The following is a 17,576-nucleotide window of genomic DNA, read 5'->3' on the forward strand; positions in this document are numbered from 1 at the left end:
GTCGGCACCCCCTGCGAAGTGTTATAATTTAGACACCATTTTAGCATAAAGGAGCGTGTTGAGGATGACCAAAGACGAGCTGAATGAACGCCTCACCCAAAGCATGAACGGCAACCCCCAAACCCGCCCAGACGAGCGGCGCCAATACTTGGGGTCGCTGCGCGAACGCGTCGCTTTGGCGATCACCAATGAACAGCTGAAAGACCCGAAGACTTTGCCAAGTTGTCAGCAGGCCTTGGCCAAATACACCGCTGCTGACGGCTACAAGCTGTTGCTAAACGGCAAACTCGATGTCACCTTGCTGGCGCCATATATGCAGCTGGCGCGCCGCGTGAATTTGCCTTTCACCAGCATCAATGATGACTCTGCTCACCTTGAACCTGACGCTTATGGCTTGTTGGTGGTGAATCAAGCCGCTATCAACCACGCTGACATCGCCTTGCCAACTGCCCCAGCTGCTCCTGAACGCAAACACAGTTTCTTTGATTTTCTCAACTGACGTCATCAACTTGATCAGCACCAAAGAAACTGGCTAGTGCATCTGCACTAGCCAGTTTGCGTCAGTTCTGATCAGAATCAAAGAATTTCTCCCATGCAACATCCAACTTCTGCGCCAAGGCTTTCGCCCGGGCAACGGTCGGTGTCCGCGCCGCCTGCTCATATGCCGCCAACGTGCTCACCGGGATCTCCAACAACGCCGCAAACTCGCGCTGAGTCAAGCCCAACGCCTGCCTTTTGCCGACCAGCCAATCGCGCATCCGGTTCACTCCCATCTTGTTACGCTGTCTTTAAATTACGTCACAATTCGTGGGCCGTCAAGTTGAAAACGCTCAATTTGTGGATTTCATTCAACTACACAAATTGTAACTGTAAAGTGTAACTTATGAGGTGAAGAACATGAACGCAGAACGATTAAAACAGCTTCGTACTGAACACAAAGGATTACGGCAAGTTGACCTTGCCAACTCACTGGGAATTTCCGCTTCCGCCTATTCGTCTTATGAACAAGGCGTCCGCGAACCTGATGACGCCACCAAACGCCGCTTAGCCGATTATTTCAGCGTCTCTTTGGATTATTTGCTTGGCCGCACAGAACACCGCGCCACGCCAATGCTGGCTGATGTCGACACTCAACTGGCCCATTTGCTAAGCGAACTGGATGATCAACAAAGCCAGCCGACTTTAGCCGGTGCCCAAATGAACGCCGCACAACGCAATGTCTTGCGCGAATCACTGGCTGGCACGTTGAATGTTGCCCGTGCTTTAGCGCGCACGACGGCTGCTGGCAAGTACCGCAGACACTAACTGACTGGCCAGGTTGCGCTTGGTGCCCATTTGCGCCACCGCATGCGGCCACAAAGCAGGCGTGGCGGTGACGCTAAGAATCGCCGCCATGGCTGGTTTAGTCGGATCATAGGCTTGATACAAATTCGGGATCATCATATCCACCCCGCACACCGCTAAGTTCAGCGTTTGTGCTGCTTTAACAGCCAGTTTTGAGTAACCGGTTGCCAAGTCATCGGTCACGTCATAGCCATCGGCGCCAAAGCGGGTGTTTGAAGCAAACCGCAAGAACGCTTGATGCCCGCGCGGCAAAATCGTGTCGCCGTTAAAGCCTTGCATCGCCAAGACTTGGCTGGCTTGATCATCTAACACCACCGGCTGCCAGCCCACTGGGCGTTTGGCATTCTTATGGGAAACCAAGGCCGCGATGGTGCGCCTGCCGTCGCCGACGACATTTGCCGGGGTCAATTCCAGCGCCGCTTGCACCTGTCCGTCTTGCACGAACAAGCGATAAGCGGCGCCTTTGGCATACGCTTCGACCAACACACTGCCATATTTGGCCGCGGCATCATACGCCGCCAAAAACGCCGCTTGCGTTGGCGGCAGCATAAACACATGCACGCCTAAGCCGTCATGGCCGCAACTGGGCTTAACGACGATGGCTTTGTCTTGGTAACTGGTCGCATAATCATGCAGCGCAGTTTGGCGATTCACGTATTCTGCCGCAGGTGGAACCGGTAACCCAGCGGCACCGAGCAGCGCCTTTTGGGCGGGTTTGGCATTGGCCGCCAAAGCCGCGGCTTGCAAATTCAAGGTGGCTGCTCCGGCAATCACTGCGCCATCGATTTGCAACACTTCAGCGCGCTCGTCCAACACCGCGATCGCATGCCCCTCGGCCAAGGCCGCCGCCAGTTTCAGCTGATTATCCAAAGTCAGTTGCGGATACCCTGCCAAATGCACCCCATCGTCGAAATTGGGCACCTGATGTCTGGCCCCTGGCTGAAAACGCCGCAAGACTTGCACCGTTTCTTGATCGATGATCGTCGCTTGGCCCCAAGTGGGCAAAGCATCGATCAGCTGATTATTCAACACGCCCCATAACGCCGCACGCAGCCATAACAAACTGCTGGTTTGACTGCCGGTATCTGTGTTGGCTAACAGCGGCACTTGTTGCCATTGGATCCCAACCAAGCCGCTTGGACTGTCAACATCCCCTAAAACCTGCGCGTTAAAGCCGTCATGCACCCCAAAAGCCGCTTGCAGCTGCGGCTGAAGCTTGGGCCAAACTTGCAGCACCCGCAGATACCAGCCGCTTTTGAATGCGGCATAACTTGGCGCATCTGCATTATTGGCGATGGCATCATAGCTGGTAACAAATAATTGCTCAGGCAAGATCCAAGCCAAGGCAAACGGTTGCCTTGGCAAGGTTGTGTCCACACCTAAGCGCTTAAGCGTCACTAACACCGCCGCGAGTTTGCGCGTGGTGGCCCGCAGATCAGCAGTGAACGGAAGCGTCACCACGAGTGCTTCTTTGGTACTGGTCCAATATGGCGACTGCGGCAAGCGCTGCGTCGTCGCTGACAAACGCAAACGCAGCCGCATTTGCGTTTGCGGCAGTAACCCGATCAAGTTAAGCTGCTTGGTCATTTGGCCATAATCATACATATAATCATCCTATCATCGTTATTGTGTAAGTCTATCGTATCACGCCAAGTTAGGCTTGCAAGCACTGAGCCGGCTTGGAAACGGTTAACCTGATGCACCCGGCCCAATATGCTATGATACAGTTATTCACACCTGACGAAAGGACTGAGCAAATGCAACAACCACTGGCTTACCGCATGCGGCCGCAAAACCTCGATGAAGTCGTCGGCCAACAACATCTCGTCGGCGCAGGCCAGATCATCCGGCGTATGGTGATCGCCAAGCGCCTTTCATCCATGATCCTTTATGGCCCGCCTGGCACCGGCAAAACCAGCATCGCCAGCGCCATTGCCGGGGCCACCAAATATGCCTTCCGCACACTTAATGCGGCGACTGACACCAAGAAGGACCTGCAAATCGTCGCCGAAGAAGCAAAAATGTCAGGCACTGTGATCTTGTTGTTAGACGAGATCCATCGCTTGGATAAAACCAAACAAGACTTCTTGCTGCCGCATTTGGAATCTGGGCGGATCATTTTGATCGGCGCCACCACTGAAAATCCCTACATGAGCATTTTGCCAGCCATTCGCAGCCGCACCCAGATTTTTCAAGTCTTTCCTTTAACGCCGACTGATATTGCCAGTGCCATTGACCGCGCTTTGGCAGATAAGACCCGCGGCTTAGGCGAATATCCAGTGGTGTTAGCCCCTAAGGCGCGCGAATTTCTCACTCATGCAACCAATGGTGACTTGCGCAGTGCCTTGAATGCGTTAGAGCTGGCCGTTTTGTCCACACCAGAAGCGGCTGGGCACATCACCATCAGCGATGAAGTGATCCATCAGTCGCTGCAGCGCCGCGCCATTGATGGAGACACCGATGGCGACGCGCATTATGATTTGATCTCTGCTTTTCAAAAAAGTATCCGCGGCTCAGATGTTGACGCAGCGCTGCATTATTTGGCCCGCTTGATCGTGATCGGCGACTTGCCCAGCATCTTGCGCCGGCTGTTGGTGATTGCTTATGAAGACGTGGGTTTAGCCAATCCGCAAACTGCCAGCCGGACTTTAACGGCGATTCAAGCCGCGAAGCGCTTGGGCTTGCCAGAAGGCCGGATCCCGCTGGCTAATGCGGTGATCGACTTGTGCTTGGCGCCTAAATCCAACACCGCCATGACTGCCATCGATGCGGCGCTGCAAGATATCAAAGACGGCCACGCCGGTGCGATTCCAGACGACTTAAAAGATGCTCACTACAAAGGCGCACAAGCTTTAGGCCATGGCGTTGGTTACTTGTATCCGCATGACTACCCAGGCGATTGGGTCAAACAAGCTTACTTGCCAGAAACTTTGCGCGGTAAACATTACTACGAAGCCAAAACCACCGGCAAATACGAGCAGGCCCTAGCCGCCCGTTTGGCCCAGTTGCGGGCCTTGCAAGCCGGGCGCAAACCTTGACAACTGCGCGGCGTTGTGCTTTGGGTATAGCGCTACCAACGTTGAGCCAGCAAGGTTTTAAACTTGCATCTGCTGGCAAGTGATGCTATGATTTAACCATGGAAGTCACCTAAGGTATGCGCGCTTCCCTATATTCAGTTGACCGAACAGTATCGAGACCTTGGGACCATAAGAGCCTGATGCCGTGACGCTCTTTCACTGAGCGGCTAACGCCTTGGACGTTTGGGCCCACTTGCGTAATCGCGGGTTTCAACAGAACGGGAAGAGAACGGTACTACTAGCCTTTCATTTAAGTCTTCGCGACTTAGCCGGCGTATGCCGGTTTTTTTGTACCCAGAGCGAAGCAAAGCGCCCTTAGCGGCTGATATAAGCTGGGATGACGCAAAGGCGCTCTTTGCCTTGGCGGCGTCACAGCTTATATCACTGCCGCGTTGCTTTGCGCAGCTCGACGAAAAACAGAGCAAAGCAGTCCGTATTTAGCGGTGGAGATAAGACGGGATGTCAGTTGGGCGCTCTTTGCCCAATTGACGTCACGCCTTATCTCACGCCGCGTTGCGCCACGGAGCTCGACGAATAAACCAGAGCGAAGCAAAGCGCATTTAGCGGCTGATATAAGCTGGGATGACGCAAAGGCGCTCTTTGCCTTGGCAGCATCCCAGCTTATATCACTGCCGCGTTGCTTTGCGCAGCTCGACGAATAACCAGAGCGAAGCAGTCCGTATTTAGCGGTGGAGATAAGACGGGATGTCAGTTGGGCGCTCTTTGCCCAATTGACGTCACGCCTTATCTCACGCCGCGTTGGGCTGCGCAGCTCGACGAAGCCCACAGCGTTTCAGGCGTGGACTCCGATCTTGAGGTAAAATCCCGGCCAGGTATTGCTCCGGCGCGCGAGGAAAGCTTCAGCGCAGGCGATGAGATTGGTTGATGAACTTGGCTGGTAAGGTGCGTTGAGGGATAATTAATGGGTGATTGTAAAGCACAGTTGCGTTGCTAAAAGGTCCAAGGCAAAACAAGGCGCTCTTAGCGGCTGCTATCAGCGACGCAAATGTGTTTTTCACCTTGGCAGCATCCCAGCTTATATCACTGCCGCTTTGCTTTGCGCAGCTCGACGATCCCCACCGCGCATCATACCCGGACAAGCGCCGATCCGGCAGTCTCTGGCTGAGGTTCCAAACAAATCTGATGATCGCAAAACGACACCGCTTGAAGGAGAAAATATTTTTTATGACGATCGTAATGGTTCTTTATATGCTGGTCTTATTGGCCTTGGCTTGGTACTTGTTGGCTCATCAACATCAAGGCTTCTTAACGCTTAAAGAAGTGCCGGCCAAAACCGGCAAACAATTGCGCACCTATGCTTATGTGTTGATCTTGGCTGCACTAGTCGCTTTGTTAGGGACGGTTTTGGCCAATACTCAAGTGCAGTTAGGCGCATTGGTGTTAGGCGCAGCTGCAGTGGGGATCTTGGGGATCAACTTGCCGAAATTGATCACCAACCAAGCGTAACACGCTTTCATTTTGCCTAGGAAACCCTTATACTTAAGTTAAGAGGTGATAGACATGTTACAACAATACAAACACATTCTAGTTGCGATCGACGGCTCTTATGAATCCGAACTCGCCTTCGAGAAGGCGATCGCTGTTGCCAAGCGTAACGATGGGGACTTGTTTATGGTACACACCGTTGACACTCGCGCTTTCCAAAACGTGTCAAGCTTCGACTCTGCCATGGTTGAACAAGTCACCGAAACCGCCAAGAAGACGATGGACGGCTATGTCCAGCAAGCCAAGGCTGCCGGGCTTGAGAAAGTGACTTACACCATTGAATATGGCGCACCAAAGACCATTATCGCCCGCGACATGCCCAAGGCGCATAATATTGACTTGATCATGATCGGCGCTACCGGTTTAAACGCCGTGGAGCGCTTATTGATCGGCAGCGTCACTGAGTATGTCACCAGAAACGCCGCTTGCGACGTGCTGGTGGTGCGTACCGACTTAGAAAACAAGCCGGCCTTAGCTTCCACTAAGAAACCTAAGAAATCCACTAAGTAAACTATCGACTAAGCCTTCCAGCAGGCTTAGTCAAGCAAATAGCGCCGTCTTGCCCAATATGAGCAAGACGGCGCTATTTGCTTGCTTTGCTGCACATGAATTGACCTACGCCAATCTAAGCAGCTTAATGAAGGTAATGGCAGCAACGGTTTGAACCGCCCCGACGCCTAGCGCATACATCATGTAACTGCGCCCTTCTTTGATAAACCGCGCCAGATCCAGCCGCAAGCCAATGGCGGCTAACGCAATGGTTTCACACCAAGTGCTGAGCAAATGCGCGCTGTCGCCCATCACCGCCGGCAGCGTCACGGCACTGTTTAAGATACAAAAAATCAAGAAGCCTAACACGTACCATTGCATCGGCAGCCGCATTTTCCGATTGGCTGCGGCTCGCGTTGGCTTAAGGCCATCGGCTTCGACCTTGCGGGTGAATAAGTACACCACCACCACCAGCATGATGATGCGCATGATCTTAAACAGCATCGCAAACTGTACGGTTTGGCCATTGATCAAACTGGCGCCGGCAACCACCTGCCCCACTGACTGCAAGGTGCCGCCAAGCAGCGCACTGGTGGCCATGCCGGTTTTGCCAAACAACGCCGTGCCTAAAAACGGCAGCGTCAACATCATCACCGTACCCAGCAAGTTCACCAGCGTGATGATCTGGCCTTTGTCCGCATCGTCGGCTTCGATCGCCGGGGCAATGGCGCCAATGGCTGATGAGCCGCACACCGCGTTGCCGCCGGCCATCATCAGGGCCATTTTCTCACTGAAACCAAGCTTGCGGCCGATCAGATACGCCGCAGAAATCACCACGCTCATCATCAATAACACATAGGCTGCGCCGCGCAAGCCGATTTGTCCGATCGTTTGGAAGGTCACGGTCAGCCCCAACAACACTACCGACACTTCAAGCAGCTTGCTTTCAGCAAATTTCGTGCCGACGCCAAGCACGGGCTTTTTGCACACTGTGTTGCCCAGCACGATGCCAAACAAAATCGCAAAAGTCGCCCCGCCTACACTCGGCACATACTCCCCTACAAGCTTGGCCGCAATGGCCACCATGATCGATACCGCCAGGCCGGGAACGATCGGGGCTAATGCGGCCATCTTGCCAATTGTTTTCGTTTTTTCCATCTTGTCCACTCCTTTTGTCCTCGACCAAGTATACCGGAGTGTTTCCATCAATGTGATTGATTGCTATAATACGAGCTATCACAAATACTGATGGAGAAATCGATGTTTAAAAATCTCACCACCTTCAAAACAGTTTACGAAACCCGCAGCTTCTCGCGGGCTGCGGCCTTGCTTTTCATTGCCCAACCCACAGTTTCAGCCCAGATCAAGCAGCTGGAAGCCGAATTTGGCGCAGCTTTATTCATTCGCAACGGTCGCGGTGAAGTTGGCATCACCCCGGCGGCAAAGGTGCTGTACGACGAAACGCTCACGATGCTTGCGACTTGGGACAAACTGCACCAAAGTTTGCCCGGCGCCACCGGCCACAAAGCCCCTTGCCGCATTGCCAGTTCACACACCTTTGCGACTTACTTGCTGCCGGAATTGTTGCCGCTATTGGTCGCGCAGTTTCCCAACATTCAATTCAGCGTGCAAATGACGAATTCTCAAAGCGTCCAAGATGCCTTGCTGCGCCATGAAGCAGATCTGGGCTTCATCGAAAAGCCGCTGGCCACCAAGCAGCTTGAACGGCACACGTTAATTGACGATCAACTGGTCCACGCCGGCACCAGCGGACCTTGGCTCATTCGCGAGCAGGCCTCAGGCGTTTATTATTACACCCACCGCTATTTAACCGAGAAAGACATCACCGCTGATGTCATCGAAATTGATAACAACACCGTGATCGTACATTTGTTGCGCAGCGGATTTGGCCAGTCCATTATTTCTGCCCGTGCGGCGCAAGGCATTCACCATGCTTCGCTGGGGCCAAGATTTGTGCGGCAATTCTACATGGTCAACCGCAATGATGCAGATAATTTGCCTGTCGCACAGGTGCAACAATTTGTCTGCGCGTACTACGCGAAATCCGGCAAGCAGCCCGAAACAGATTAGCGGATGACCGCAGTTTAATTTAAACGCTTACTTTATTAGAATAATTTGTTATCATATTTGTAGCGCCATTGTTGCCACATAATGAATTCAGCAAAAGCTGACTGGGGGAAAAATGAAGAAAAGGATAGTTTCACTGCTGGCAGTTGCCGCCGCGACGCTGTTGTTAGCAGCTTGTGGCAAAACTACAACGCAAACGAAGCCTACTGCACCAAAAGTTGACTATACTGCCGCGAAGTTAGAAACTGCACTAAACGCTGGGAAGAAAGTCCAAGGCAAGACGGTTAAATTCAAGATTTCAAAGATTGAGCCAAATAGCGCTTTTGGTTTTAACCTGGAAACCGGCAAGCACCTGAATTTTATCAGCAAAGACGGCAAGGCCGTCACCAAAGGCGATACGGTGACTGCGAAAATCAAGAAATCCACTTCCGTTGTCGGTTCATGGGTGATCACCTATTCAGGCCTCAAGCATAATGGGAAACCCGTGGCGTCCAAAGCCATCAATAAAGCCACAACCACCAAGGCGCCAGCTGACGGCACCATTCCCACCGATGCCAAGCACGAATGGTTCTTCAACGCCAAAAAGAACGTGTTCTATGCTGGTAATGAAACGATGACCCTAACCAAGTCTGAGGTGCGTGATGGTTTAGACGGCACCAAGGTCCTGGTGATTTACAATACGATCCGCAACAATTCCACCAAGGAACAAGATCCATCCAATTTCTACATGGTGATCAACGCCAAACAGAAAACAGCCACCTCAAATGTCGATTTAGATGTCGGCATGATGAATTCTGATGAGAACGGAAATGATCCGCTGCAACAACAAGAAGACAACCTCAACAACGCACTATTACCAGGTAAAACTGTGGATACTGTCTTGATCTTTGAACTGAAGAATACAAATCCGGTCACCCTTGAATTCTCCAATTCCAACTTTGAGACCATTGGGACCAAAGAATACGCGATCCAATAACATGCACGCAACCATCATGGCCACTTGTTGCCTGGCTCTGCGTCGGTTTTATCGCATTCCCACAAATTAACTCATGCCAATTAAAACAGCAGCCAGGGCAAACGCAGCACGCGATTGCCCTGGCTATTTGGATCCCCCTGCTATCGACGCCGCATGACAGACTGCCGCTTACAAATAATCCGAACATTATCACATATATTTGCGTCATCACCATGTTTTTGGCGATAAAGGTGGCTTTTGAAGAGATTGTGAATTATAATTCAAAGTGAGTAGGAACGAAAGGAAGGATCTGCCATGTTGATTGAAAGTCCCGTCGTGAGTTGTGATGCGCCATTAGCCTTCAATGCCATCGGCTATGATTGGCCGCAGCATGCCGTTGACCGGCATTTGCAAGGCGATCAGCATTACAACTGGCTGCAGACCTTGGCTGGCAGCGGCACGGTCCAAATCGACGGGCAAACGATCCAATTGGCACCAAATCAAGGCATCTTGTTGCACCCAGGCGTCGGCTACACCTACACACCGGCTGCTGGTGGCTGGCGCACCGCGTTTTTGAGCTTTTCCGGCACCCTGGCACCGCAGTTGAGTGCGCAATTAGGGTTGACGCATTACTTGATGTTTCCAGAACTGACTGGCGAACTGGCGGATTATCTCCACGCCAAGCTCGACGCCTTCACCCAAGACACCCCAGAAGCCCGCTTGAATCAAAGTACTGCAGTGTTTCGCTTCTTGCTGCTGCTGAAACAAAATGTTCATGCGATCCACGCCTTCTACGCCCAATCGCTGTATGAACCGATCGTGGATTACATCACCAAGCATTACCAAGAGCCGCTGACCAACACCAAGTTATGCACCATCACCGGCTATTCTGCGCCGTATCAAACCAAGCTTTTCCGCGATTATTACGGCGTGACCCCGCTGCAATACCTCAACGCCTTTCGCTTGCACAAGGCCAAGGCGATGCTGTTGGCCCATCAAGACTGGCAAGTCCAACAAATCGCCGCGGCATGCGGTTTCAGCGATATTTCCCGCTTTATTCACGACTTCAAGGCTTTAACTGGTTTCACCCCGCTCAAGTATCGTCGCAGCCGTCAGTTCGGCTGAATGATTGTGAGTTTTCTTCACAATGTCGGCATATCGCAAAAAGCACCGCAGAATCCATTATTCGGATTTTGCGGTGCTTTTTGACTTAACGAAGCGCTATTCAGTCACGCCATTCTTGAAGATGGCGATACCGTGGACGCCATATTGTTCGTTGTTGGTCTTTTGGACACCGGAAGCGACCTTGATCAAGTAATCAATGAACTGATCAGCTAACGTGTCAATGTCATGATCCACCAACTGCCCAGCGTCAAAGTCGATCCAACGCGGCTTTTTGTTGGCAATGTAGGAATTTGACGCAACTTTGACCGTTGGCACATAAGTGGCAAAAGGCGTGCCGCGACCGGTGGTAAATAACACCATTTGGCAATCCGCTGAAGCTTCGGCAGAACTTGAAACCAAGTCGTTACCTGGCGATTGCAGAAGGTTCAAGCCTTTGGTTTTGAGCTTGTCACCATATTGCAGCACATCCATGACCTGGCTGGTGCCAGACTTTTGGGTGCAGCCTAAGGACTTGTCTTCCAGTGTCGTGATGCCGCCTTCTTTGTTACCAGGCGACGGGTTTTCATAAATCGGCTGATGGAAGGATTCGAAATACCCTTTGAAGTTATTGATCAAATCCACGATTTTGTGAAAGGTTGCTTCGTCTTTGGCCCGCGACATCAAAATCGTTTCGGCACCAAACATTTCCGGCACTTCAGACAACACCGCCGTGCCGCCTTGTGCGGTGACAAAGTCCGCCACGCGCCCTAACAGCGGATTGGCGGTAACGCCAGACAAACCGTCTGAACCGCCGCACTTCAAGCCGATCTTCAATTCTGACAGCGGCTGTGGGGTGCGCTGGTCATTGGCTGCAGCATCGTTTAAATCTTCCAGCAATTCCACAGCCGTGCCGATATCATCGTCGACTTCTTGGGCGATCATGAACTTCATGCGGTCATGATCGATCGGGCCGCCAAGTTGTTCGATTTCTTCGATCATGCCGTCCATTTGGTTGTTCTCACACCCTAAGCCATACACCAACACCCCGCCGGCATTAGGCTGCAAAGCCGCGTCGCAAAGAATGCGCCGAGTGGTTTCAAAGTCATCCCCGAGTTGTGAGCAGCCATAAGGATGTTTCAACACCATGATGTTATCGAAATTGCCGTTATCTGGATGCAAGGCTTTGAACTGTTCAACGACAATGTCCAACAATGGGTTGATGCACCCGACAGTGGGAATAATATACAAGTCGTTTCTGATACCGACTTTGCCGTTGGCGCGCTTATAGCCCATGAACGTCCGCGAGTCTTTCGGCACTTGGCGGGTAATATCATGCGGTTGATAAGTGTAAGCCAGCTCACCATTGAGATTGGTCTTGAGGTTGTGCGTGTGCACCCAAGCGCCTTTGACAATCGGTTGGGTCGCATGGCCGATTGGGAAGCCGTACTTGATGACGTCTTCGCCTTGGGCAATGTCTTGCAACGCAAACTTATGGCCGCGCTTGACGTCTTCTTGCAGCGTCACTGGCCCTTTGTCCGTAGCCAGCGTCGTGTTCTTGGCGATATCTTGTAAGGCGACCCCGACTTTATCGGTGGGATCTAAGATGATAAAAGCGTTCATAACTAAGCCTCCGCTTGGTTGATGGCTTGTACCGCAGCACGGGCGCCTTGCTTGTCGAAGGTATCTAACGCCTTGACTACAGCACACTTCAAGCCGTCATATTGCGTCAAGTCTTCACCCCACAACGTCGTGTCGGCTAATGCTGCGCCAACATAGTCGGTTTCGCGCACCAGCCGCTTGAATTCTGCCAGCGTTTCTGGCGTATCAGAAGGTTCAAAGTCAGCTTGGCCGGCGTAGATCTTCAAATATGCAGCCAACGCCAAAGTGATGCGTTGCGGCAGCTTGCCTTCTTTGGCCACGTAACGCTTGAAGGTCGGCAGCAGGCGGGCTTTGAACTTGGAAATGGAATTCAAAGCGATGCTGGACAATTCATGCTTCACGAATGGGTTCTCAAAGCGTTCCTTGACCCCTTCAGCATAAGTGACCAATTCATCATGCGGCAAAGCGACGGTTGGAATGATTTCTTCGTACATTTCATCATTGATGAACTTGTAGAAATCAGGATCTTTCATGACTTCGCCAACCGTTTCGATGCCAGCCAAGCGCGCAATCGGGCTCATGGTGGTATGCGGGCCGTTTAACAAACTGACTTTGCGGTTGCGGTATGGCTGCATATCGTCAGTCACAACCACATTCAAACCGGCTTCTACCGCTGGGAACAGCTGCTTTAACTTGGCGTTGCCTTCCACCACGAAAATGAAGAATGGTTCAGCTTTGACCATGTTGGCATCGTGATAGCCCCAAGCGGCTTCAAGTTCTGCCGCGCGGTCTTTAGGATAGCCTGGCACAATGCGGTCAACCAAGGTGGCATAGAAGTCGTTGTCTGATTCCAGCCACTGCCCAAAGGCTTCCGGCAAGTCCCAAAGCTTGGCGTACTTTTCAACATAAGCTTTCAAGATGTTGCCGTTGTGGTTGATCAACTCACAAGGAATGATTTGAAAGCCTGGCAAACCCAACTTGAAGCGTTCATATAACAGCGCTGTCAGCTTAGCTGGATAAGTGCCATTTGGCAAAGCGTCATATTTGTCGTTTTCGTCAAAAGCGATCCCGGCTTCAGTGGTGTTAGAGAAGATGAATTGGGCTTCTGGCAGCTTGGCCAAGTCCAAATAACTTTGCCAGTCTTCAAAAGGCCGCACGGTTTGGTTGATGTCTTCGATGATTTCAGCATCTTGGACCTTCTTGCCATCCAGCTTGCCTTCCAAAAGCGTGGTATACAAGCGGTCTTGGGCGTCGAGTTCTTTGGTGCGGCCGAATTGGATCGGTTGCACAACAGCCACGCCGCCTTTGAATAAGCCTTGCTTGTTCATTTGTTGGATCTGCCAGTCGACAAAGGCGCGCAAGAAGTTGCCTTCCCCGAACTGGATCACTTTGGTTGGATATTTAGGTAATTTGCGATATGAATCATTTAAAGTTGGCAATGCCATGTTTTTTCCTCCTTATTTCGTGCCGAACAGCTCTTGTGGGGTTTGGTCATGGAAGAACCCGAAGAAGCGATAAGCGTTGTTGTACGAAATATCTTCAACGATCTTGCCCAGATAATCCTCATCATCTGGTACGCGCCCTTGTTCAGCCAGCTTGCCGTAGAAGTCGCATAAGACGCGGCGGAAGTATTCATGCCGCGGATAAGACAAGAAGCTGCGCGAATCGGTGAGCATGCCGACGAAGTTAGGCAGCAGGCTTTGTTGGGCAAACGTGCGCAATTGAGTGGTCATGCCTTCTGCTGTGTCGTTGAACCACCAGCCGGCACCCAGTTGCAGGCGCTGCACACCGCCGGCGATGAACGCTGGGATCATCGTGGCGATTTGCATCCAGTCGTTAGGATTTAATGAGTAGAAAATGCTCTTCGGGATCTGGTTTTCACTTTGCATCTTGGTGTAAAGCTTTTGCAGCTGTAACACAATGTCAGGCTGCGTGCCCACTGCATCATAACCGGTATCAGCACCAAGCTTGTCATACATTGGGCGGTTTAAGTCACGCACAGAGTTCACGTGGAATTGCATGGTCCAGTCAAACTCGGTGTTCAAGCGCATCAATTCTTCAAGCAATGCCGTCAAGAACAAATCGATTTCGTTTGCTGACAGCGGCAGATCGTCTTTAGCCTTTTGCATGACAGCGTTAACTTCTGCTTCGCTGCCTTCGATGAAGTGATAAGTCAACAAGCTGTGATCACTTAAGCGGCCGCCTAAAGCATGGAAGTATTCAAAGCGCTGGTGCAAGGCTTGCTTCAAGCTGGCAAAATCCGTGATTTCAACGCCGGCTTGCTTGCCTAATTCTTTGAGATAATCGCCAAAGCCTGGCTTGTCCAATTGGATCAGCTTATCTGGGCGCATCGCCGGCAAAGTACGAAAGCCTGATTCCTTCTCTTCGGCCTTTAACAGCTTGTGGTAATGCAAGTCACTGGCTGGATCATCTGTGGTGCAAACGGCTTGCACATTGGAATTCTTGATCAAGTTGCGCGGCTTGAAGGCATCGGTTTGCAGCAGCTGGTTGGCCTTCTCCCAAATGGCTGGGGCAGACTTAGTGTCAAAGCGTTCGTTGATGCCAAAGAAGCGCCGCAATTCCAAGTGCGTCCATTCATACAACGGGTTGCCTGCGGCCTTTTCAATGGTGCCGGCCCAAGCCAAGAACTTCTGGTATTCATCGCCGTCGCCGGTGATCAATTCTTCCGGCACGCCGTTGGCCCGTTCCAAGCGCCACTTGTAATGGTCGCCGTAAGTGCCTTCATTGAGCCAAACTCGGGTAATGTTTGGGTAGTTCTTGTTTTCATAGATCTCTTCTGGGTTCAAATGACAGTGAAAGTCGATGATCGGCATGTGTTGGGCATGATCGCGAAACAACTTCTTGGCCATGTCGTTACTCAATAAGAAATCGTCATCCAATAAAGCCATGTTGCGCCTCCAAATTTTTGTGAATGTTAACGTTAACACCCTGTGTCATAACTAACATAGCACAATCTGGCAGCGCTCACAATACTTGAATCTTAAATTTTAGCAAATTAGCCCAAAAACTTGTGCCAAACTAACAAAGCAAGGCGGCAAACCTTCAGCATTCCCTGCGCGGTCCGCTAGGCGCTGCCGCGGTTTGCGGCGAAGATGAATGTGACCGTTAACCTTCACGCACGCAAAAAAAATCCCCGCCGCCCAAACTGGGTGGCAGGGATCACATGATCAGCGCTTATGCTTAACAGCTTGGCGCAAAGCTTTCATTTGCTACTTGCTGCCAAACATCCGCTTGATCTTGGCATTCTCGCGCGCTTTGCCGCGCAAATCACGGTTATGCGCCTGTTCGGCTGTAAGCTGCAAGAAACTGGCGAAACGCTGCGGGGCCAAAGTCCCGTCAGCAATCGCCGCTTGCACCGCACAGCCTGGTTCATGCTGATGGGTGCAATCATGAAAGCGGCAATGCACCGCCAATTCGGCAATATCGGCAAAAGTCGCGTCGACATCAGCGTCGATCAAGCCCAATTCACGCATCCCTGGCGTATCGATCATTAAACTGCCATTAGGAAGTTTGATCAACTGCCGCGCGGTGGTGGTGTGGCGGCCATGGGCATCTTGAACGCGCACCGCTTGCGTGGCCAGCAGCGCTTGGCCTAGCAAATGATTGATCAGCGTCGTTTTGCCGACACCAGATGAGCCTAAGCACGCATAAGTCACTTGCGGCTGCATAAAAGCGGCCAAGGCTTGTAAGCCGTTTGGTTGCGTGGCATCACACACCAACACTGGCTGTTTTGCCGCCACGGTGCGCACCAGCGCCAATTGCTTAGGCAGATCTTGGGCTTGATCGGCTTTGGTCAACACCACTGCCGCTTGGGCCCCTGAAGCTTGGGCCACAGCCAAATAGCGCTCTAAGCGCCGCAAGTTATAATTGGCGTCTAAAGCCATACACAACAACAACCAATCAACATTAGCCGCCACCAACTGGCTGGCGCTGCGCTTGCCGGCGGTTTTTCTGGTAAAGACACTTTGCCGCGGGTTCAGCCGTTCGATGATCGCCCAGTCGCTTTGATCGGCCAAGCGGATCTGCACCCAATCACCCACCGTGGGAAAATCTGCCGGCTCAAGCGCCAGATTGGCCAAGCGCCCTGCGACTTGCGCAAACATAACGCCGGCTTCACATACAACCGTATATTGTTGATGACTTAAAGCAATCACCCGCGCCAAATGCAAGCCGTTAGCTGCTTGGGTGTTGGTGGTACCATATTCAGATAAATTCAGTTTTCTGTCCTCCAGTTGCGGGAAGACTAAGCGTTGTAGTCCTCCAGTGACATCGCAACGCTTGTGACAATGCTCAACATACGCGCTCCTTTTTTTGAGGCTGATCTTGCCTCAAAGTGATTGTACCAGAATTTGCGGCCTTGGGGTATCGTGGTACACTTAAGCGTAAAGGAGGTGCGTTTATGACCAACTATACCTTGATTTACAATCCTCATGCCGGCAAAAACGGCGCCACTGCAGTTGCAACATATTGCACCAAGCGTCTTGAACAAGCCGGCCATCAAGTCACCAACGCACCTGCGATCAATCCCGGCGACGCCACCACGCAAGCGTTTGTGGCATTAAGCGACGTGGTGGTGGCCATTGGCGGCGATGGTACCATCAATCAAGTCGCCGCCGGCTTAATCAAGCGCCGCAACCCGCCAAAATTGGGCATCATTCCCCAAGGCACCGTCAACAATCTCGCTAAGGTCTTGCATATTCCGTTGTTGCCTAATCTGGCAGTGAGCAATTTATTGCGCGGGCCAAGCCGCTTCATCGATATCGGCCAAGTCAATGACCAAGTGATGATCTCGACGTTGACTTTAGGCGTGTTGGCCAATGCGGCAGTTTCCGTCACCCAACAAGCCAAACAGCGCTTGGGGCCTTTGGTGTATTTGACTCGCGGCATCCACAGCCTGACCAAAAAGCAGCATTGGCATTTGAAAATCAGCGGCGCCGGCCGCGCTTGGGAACAAGACTCCGCCTTCTTGTTGGTGACCATGACCAATTCTGTAGGCGGCTTCACCAACTTCGCCCCGCAAGCCAAGCCCGACGATGGGTTGTTTCACGTCTTCGTTGCCCCGCGCTTAACTTGGCAGCGCACGCTGTTGTTGGTGCCGTATTTTATCAGCGGCAACTTCAGCAAGCTGCCGGGGATGACTTACTTCACCGCCCGCGAGTTGTCGATCGAAAGTCCCGATGCACGCTTAAGAAGCCGCATCGACGGCGACCCCAGCGTCACCTTGCCGCTCAAGCTTAAAGTCATCGCCAACAAGGTGCAAGTCATTGGTAAGCAGGAGATAATCACACGTTAGTAACGCCAAAATCGGGCCAAGTCACATCGCTAAGATGTGTCTTGGCCCGATTTTCTGTTGTTAGTCCAGATTGATGTTCCATGGCAAGTACGGCGCCAAG

16 protein-coding genes are annotated in these 17,576 nt (G+C 52.0%); 9 read left to right on the forward strand and 7 right to left on the reverse strand.

The features are described 5' to 3' along the window. Window positions 1–64 precede the first annotated feature (64 nt). Entirely contained in the window at window positions 65–499 is a 435-nt protein-coding gene (locus ACGG90_RS09240) for a DUF1694 domain-containing protein (protein ID WP_390408648.1), read from the forward strand. A 61-nt stretch (window positions 500–560) separates the two neighbouring features. Here ACGG90_RS09240 and ACGG90_RS09245 read toward each other — a convergent pair whose 3' ends face one another. Continuing rightward, on the reverse strand, window positions 561–758 hold the full coding sequence (locus ACGG90_RS09245; protein ID WP_390408650.1) for a helix-turn-helix transcriptional regulator: 198 nt from the start codon (window positions 756–758) through the stop codon (window positions 561–563). A gap of 139 nt (window positions 759–897) precedes the next feature. On the opposite strand from ACGG90_RS09245, the gene ACGG90_RS09250 reads away from it, so the two are divergent. Further along, a complete protein-coding gene (locus ACGG90_RS09250; RefSeq protein WP_390408653.1) occupies window positions 898–1,305 on the forward strand; it encodes a helix-turn-helix domain-containing protein in 408 nt (135 codons plus the stop codon). Here ACGG90_RS09250 and ACGG90_RS09255 read toward each other — a convergent pair. Further along, entirely contained in the window at window positions 1,264–2,949 is a 1,686-nt protein-coding gene (locus ACGG90_RS09255; protein WP_390408657.1) for a hypothetical protein, read from the reverse strand. The two genes, ACGG90_RS09250 and ACGG90_RS09255, sit on opposite strands and share 42 nt — an antisense overlap. A 152-nt stretch (window positions 2,950–3,101) precedes the next feature. Here ACGG90_RS09255 and ACGG90_RS09260 point away from each other — a divergent pair, with 152 nt between their 5' ends. The 3 genes from ACGG90_RS09260 to ACGG90_RS09270 all read left to right on the forward strand — a co-directional run bounded on the left by ACGG90_RS09260 (window position 3,102) and on the right by ACGG90_RS09270 (window position 6,437). Continuing rightward, on the forward strand, window positions 3,102–4,382 hold the full coding sequence (locus tag ACGG90_RS09260; RefSeq protein WP_390408660.1) for a replication-associated recombination protein A: 1,281 nt from the start codon (window positions 3,102–3,104) through the stop codon (window positions 4,380–4,382). 1,224 nt (window positions 4,383–5,606) lie between these two features. After that, window positions 5,607–5,888 carry a hypothetical protein gene (locus ACGG90_RS09265; protein ID WP_390408663.1) on the forward strand — a complete coding sequence of 94 codons (282 nt, stop codon included), beginning with the start codon at window positions 5,607–5,609 and terminating at the stop codon, window positions 5,886–5,888. A gap of 54 nt (window positions 5,889–5,942) precedes the next feature. Further along, window positions 5,943–6,437: a universal stress protein gene (locus tag ACGG90_RS09270; RefSeq protein WP_390408665.1), complete on the forward strand. Its 495-nt coding sequence runs from the start codon at window positions 5,943–5,945 to the stop codon at window positions 6,435–6,437. Window positions 6,438–6,542: 105 nt separating this feature from the next. On the opposite strand, the gene ACGG90_RS09275 is transcribed toward ACGG90_RS09270, so the two are convergent. Continuing rightward, entirely contained in the window at window positions 6,543–7,574 is a 1,032-nt protein-coding gene (locus ACGG90_RS09275; protein WP_390408667.1) for a YeiH family protein, read from the reverse strand. A 102-nt stretch (window positions 7,575–7,676) separates the two neighbouring features. On the opposite strand from ACGG90_RS09275, the gene ACGG90_RS09280 reads away from it, so the two are divergent. The 3 genes from ACGG90_RS09280 to ACGG90_RS09290 all read left to right on the forward strand — a co-directional run bounded on the left by ACGG90_RS09280 (window position 7,677) and on the right by ACGG90_RS09290 (window position 10,584). Further along, entirely contained in the window at window positions 7,677–8,507 is an 831-nt protein-coding gene (locus tag ACGG90_RS09280) for a LysR substrate-binding domain-containing protein (RefSeq protein ID WP_390408670.1), read from the forward strand. Between the two features lie 112 nt (window positions 8,508–8,619). After that, window positions 8,620–9,480: a DUF5067 domain-containing protein gene (locus ACGG90_RS09285; protein WP_390408673.1), complete on the forward strand. Its 861-nt coding sequence runs from the start codon at window positions 8,620–8,622 to the stop codon at window positions 9,478–9,480. Between the two features lie 294 nt (window positions 9,481–9,774). After that, window positions 9,775–10,584: an AraC family transcriptional regulator gene (locus ACGG90_RS09290; protein ID WP_390408676.1), complete on the forward strand. Its 810-nt coding sequence runs from the start codon at window positions 9,775–9,777 to the stop codon at window positions 10,582–10,584. Window positions 10,585–10,680: 96 nt separating this feature from the next. Here the strand turns inward: ACGG90_RS09290 and ACGG90_RS09295 are convergent, their stop codons facing one another. The 4 genes from ACGG90_RS09295 to rsgA all read right to left on the reverse strand — a co-directional run bounded on the left by ACGG90_RS09295 (window position 10,681) and on the right by rsgA (window position 16,286). After that, complete coding sequence (locus ACGG90_RS09295; protein ID WP_390408678.1) at window positions 10,681–12,183, reverse strand: UxaA family hydrolase; 1,503 nt, start codon at window positions 12,181–12,183, stop codon at window positions 10,681–10,683. Window positions 12,184–12,185: 2 nt separating this feature from the next. Then, window positions 12,186–13,607, reverse strand: coding sequence for a tagaturonate reductase (locus ACGG90_RS09300; protein ID WP_390408681.1), 1,422 nt, complete (start codon window positions 13,605–13,607; stop codon window positions 12,186–12,188). A 12-nt stretch (window positions 13,608–13,619) separates the two neighbouring features. After that, window positions 13,620–15,071, reverse strand: a complete 1,452-nt coding sequence (gene uxaC, locus ACGG90_RS09305; protein ID WP_390408683.1) for a glucuronate isomerase — start codon at window positions 15,069–15,071, stop codon at window positions 13,620–13,622. 321 nt (window positions 15,072–15,392) lie between these two features. Further along, window positions 15,393–16,286 carry a ribosome small subunit-dependent GTPase A gene (gene rsgA, locus ACGG90_RS09310; protein WP_390408686.1) on the reverse strand — a complete coding sequence of 298 codons (894 nt, stop codon included), beginning with the start codon at window positions 16,284–16,286 and terminating at the stop codon, window positions 15,393–15,395. Window positions 16,287–16,582: 296 nt separating this feature from the next. Here rsgA and ACGG90_RS09315 point away from each other — a divergent pair, with 296 nt between their 5' ends. Next, the gene (locus tag ACGG90_RS09315) at window positions 16,583–17,476 is read left to right on the forward strand and encodes a diacylglycerol/lipid kinase family protein (RefSeq protein ID WP_390408689.1); all 894 of its coding nucleotides are present in this window, start codon (window positions 16,583–16,585) and stop codon (window positions 17,474–17,476) included. The last annotated feature ends 100 nt before the right edge of the window (window positions 17,477–17,576 follow it).

Origin of the sequence: Lacticaseibacillus jixiensis (assembly GCF_042847315.1) — a bacterium.
GTDB classification, from domain to species: domain Bacteria; phylum Bacillota; class Bacilli; order Lactobacillales; family Lactobacillaceae; genus Lacticaseibacillus; species Lacticaseibacillus jixiensis.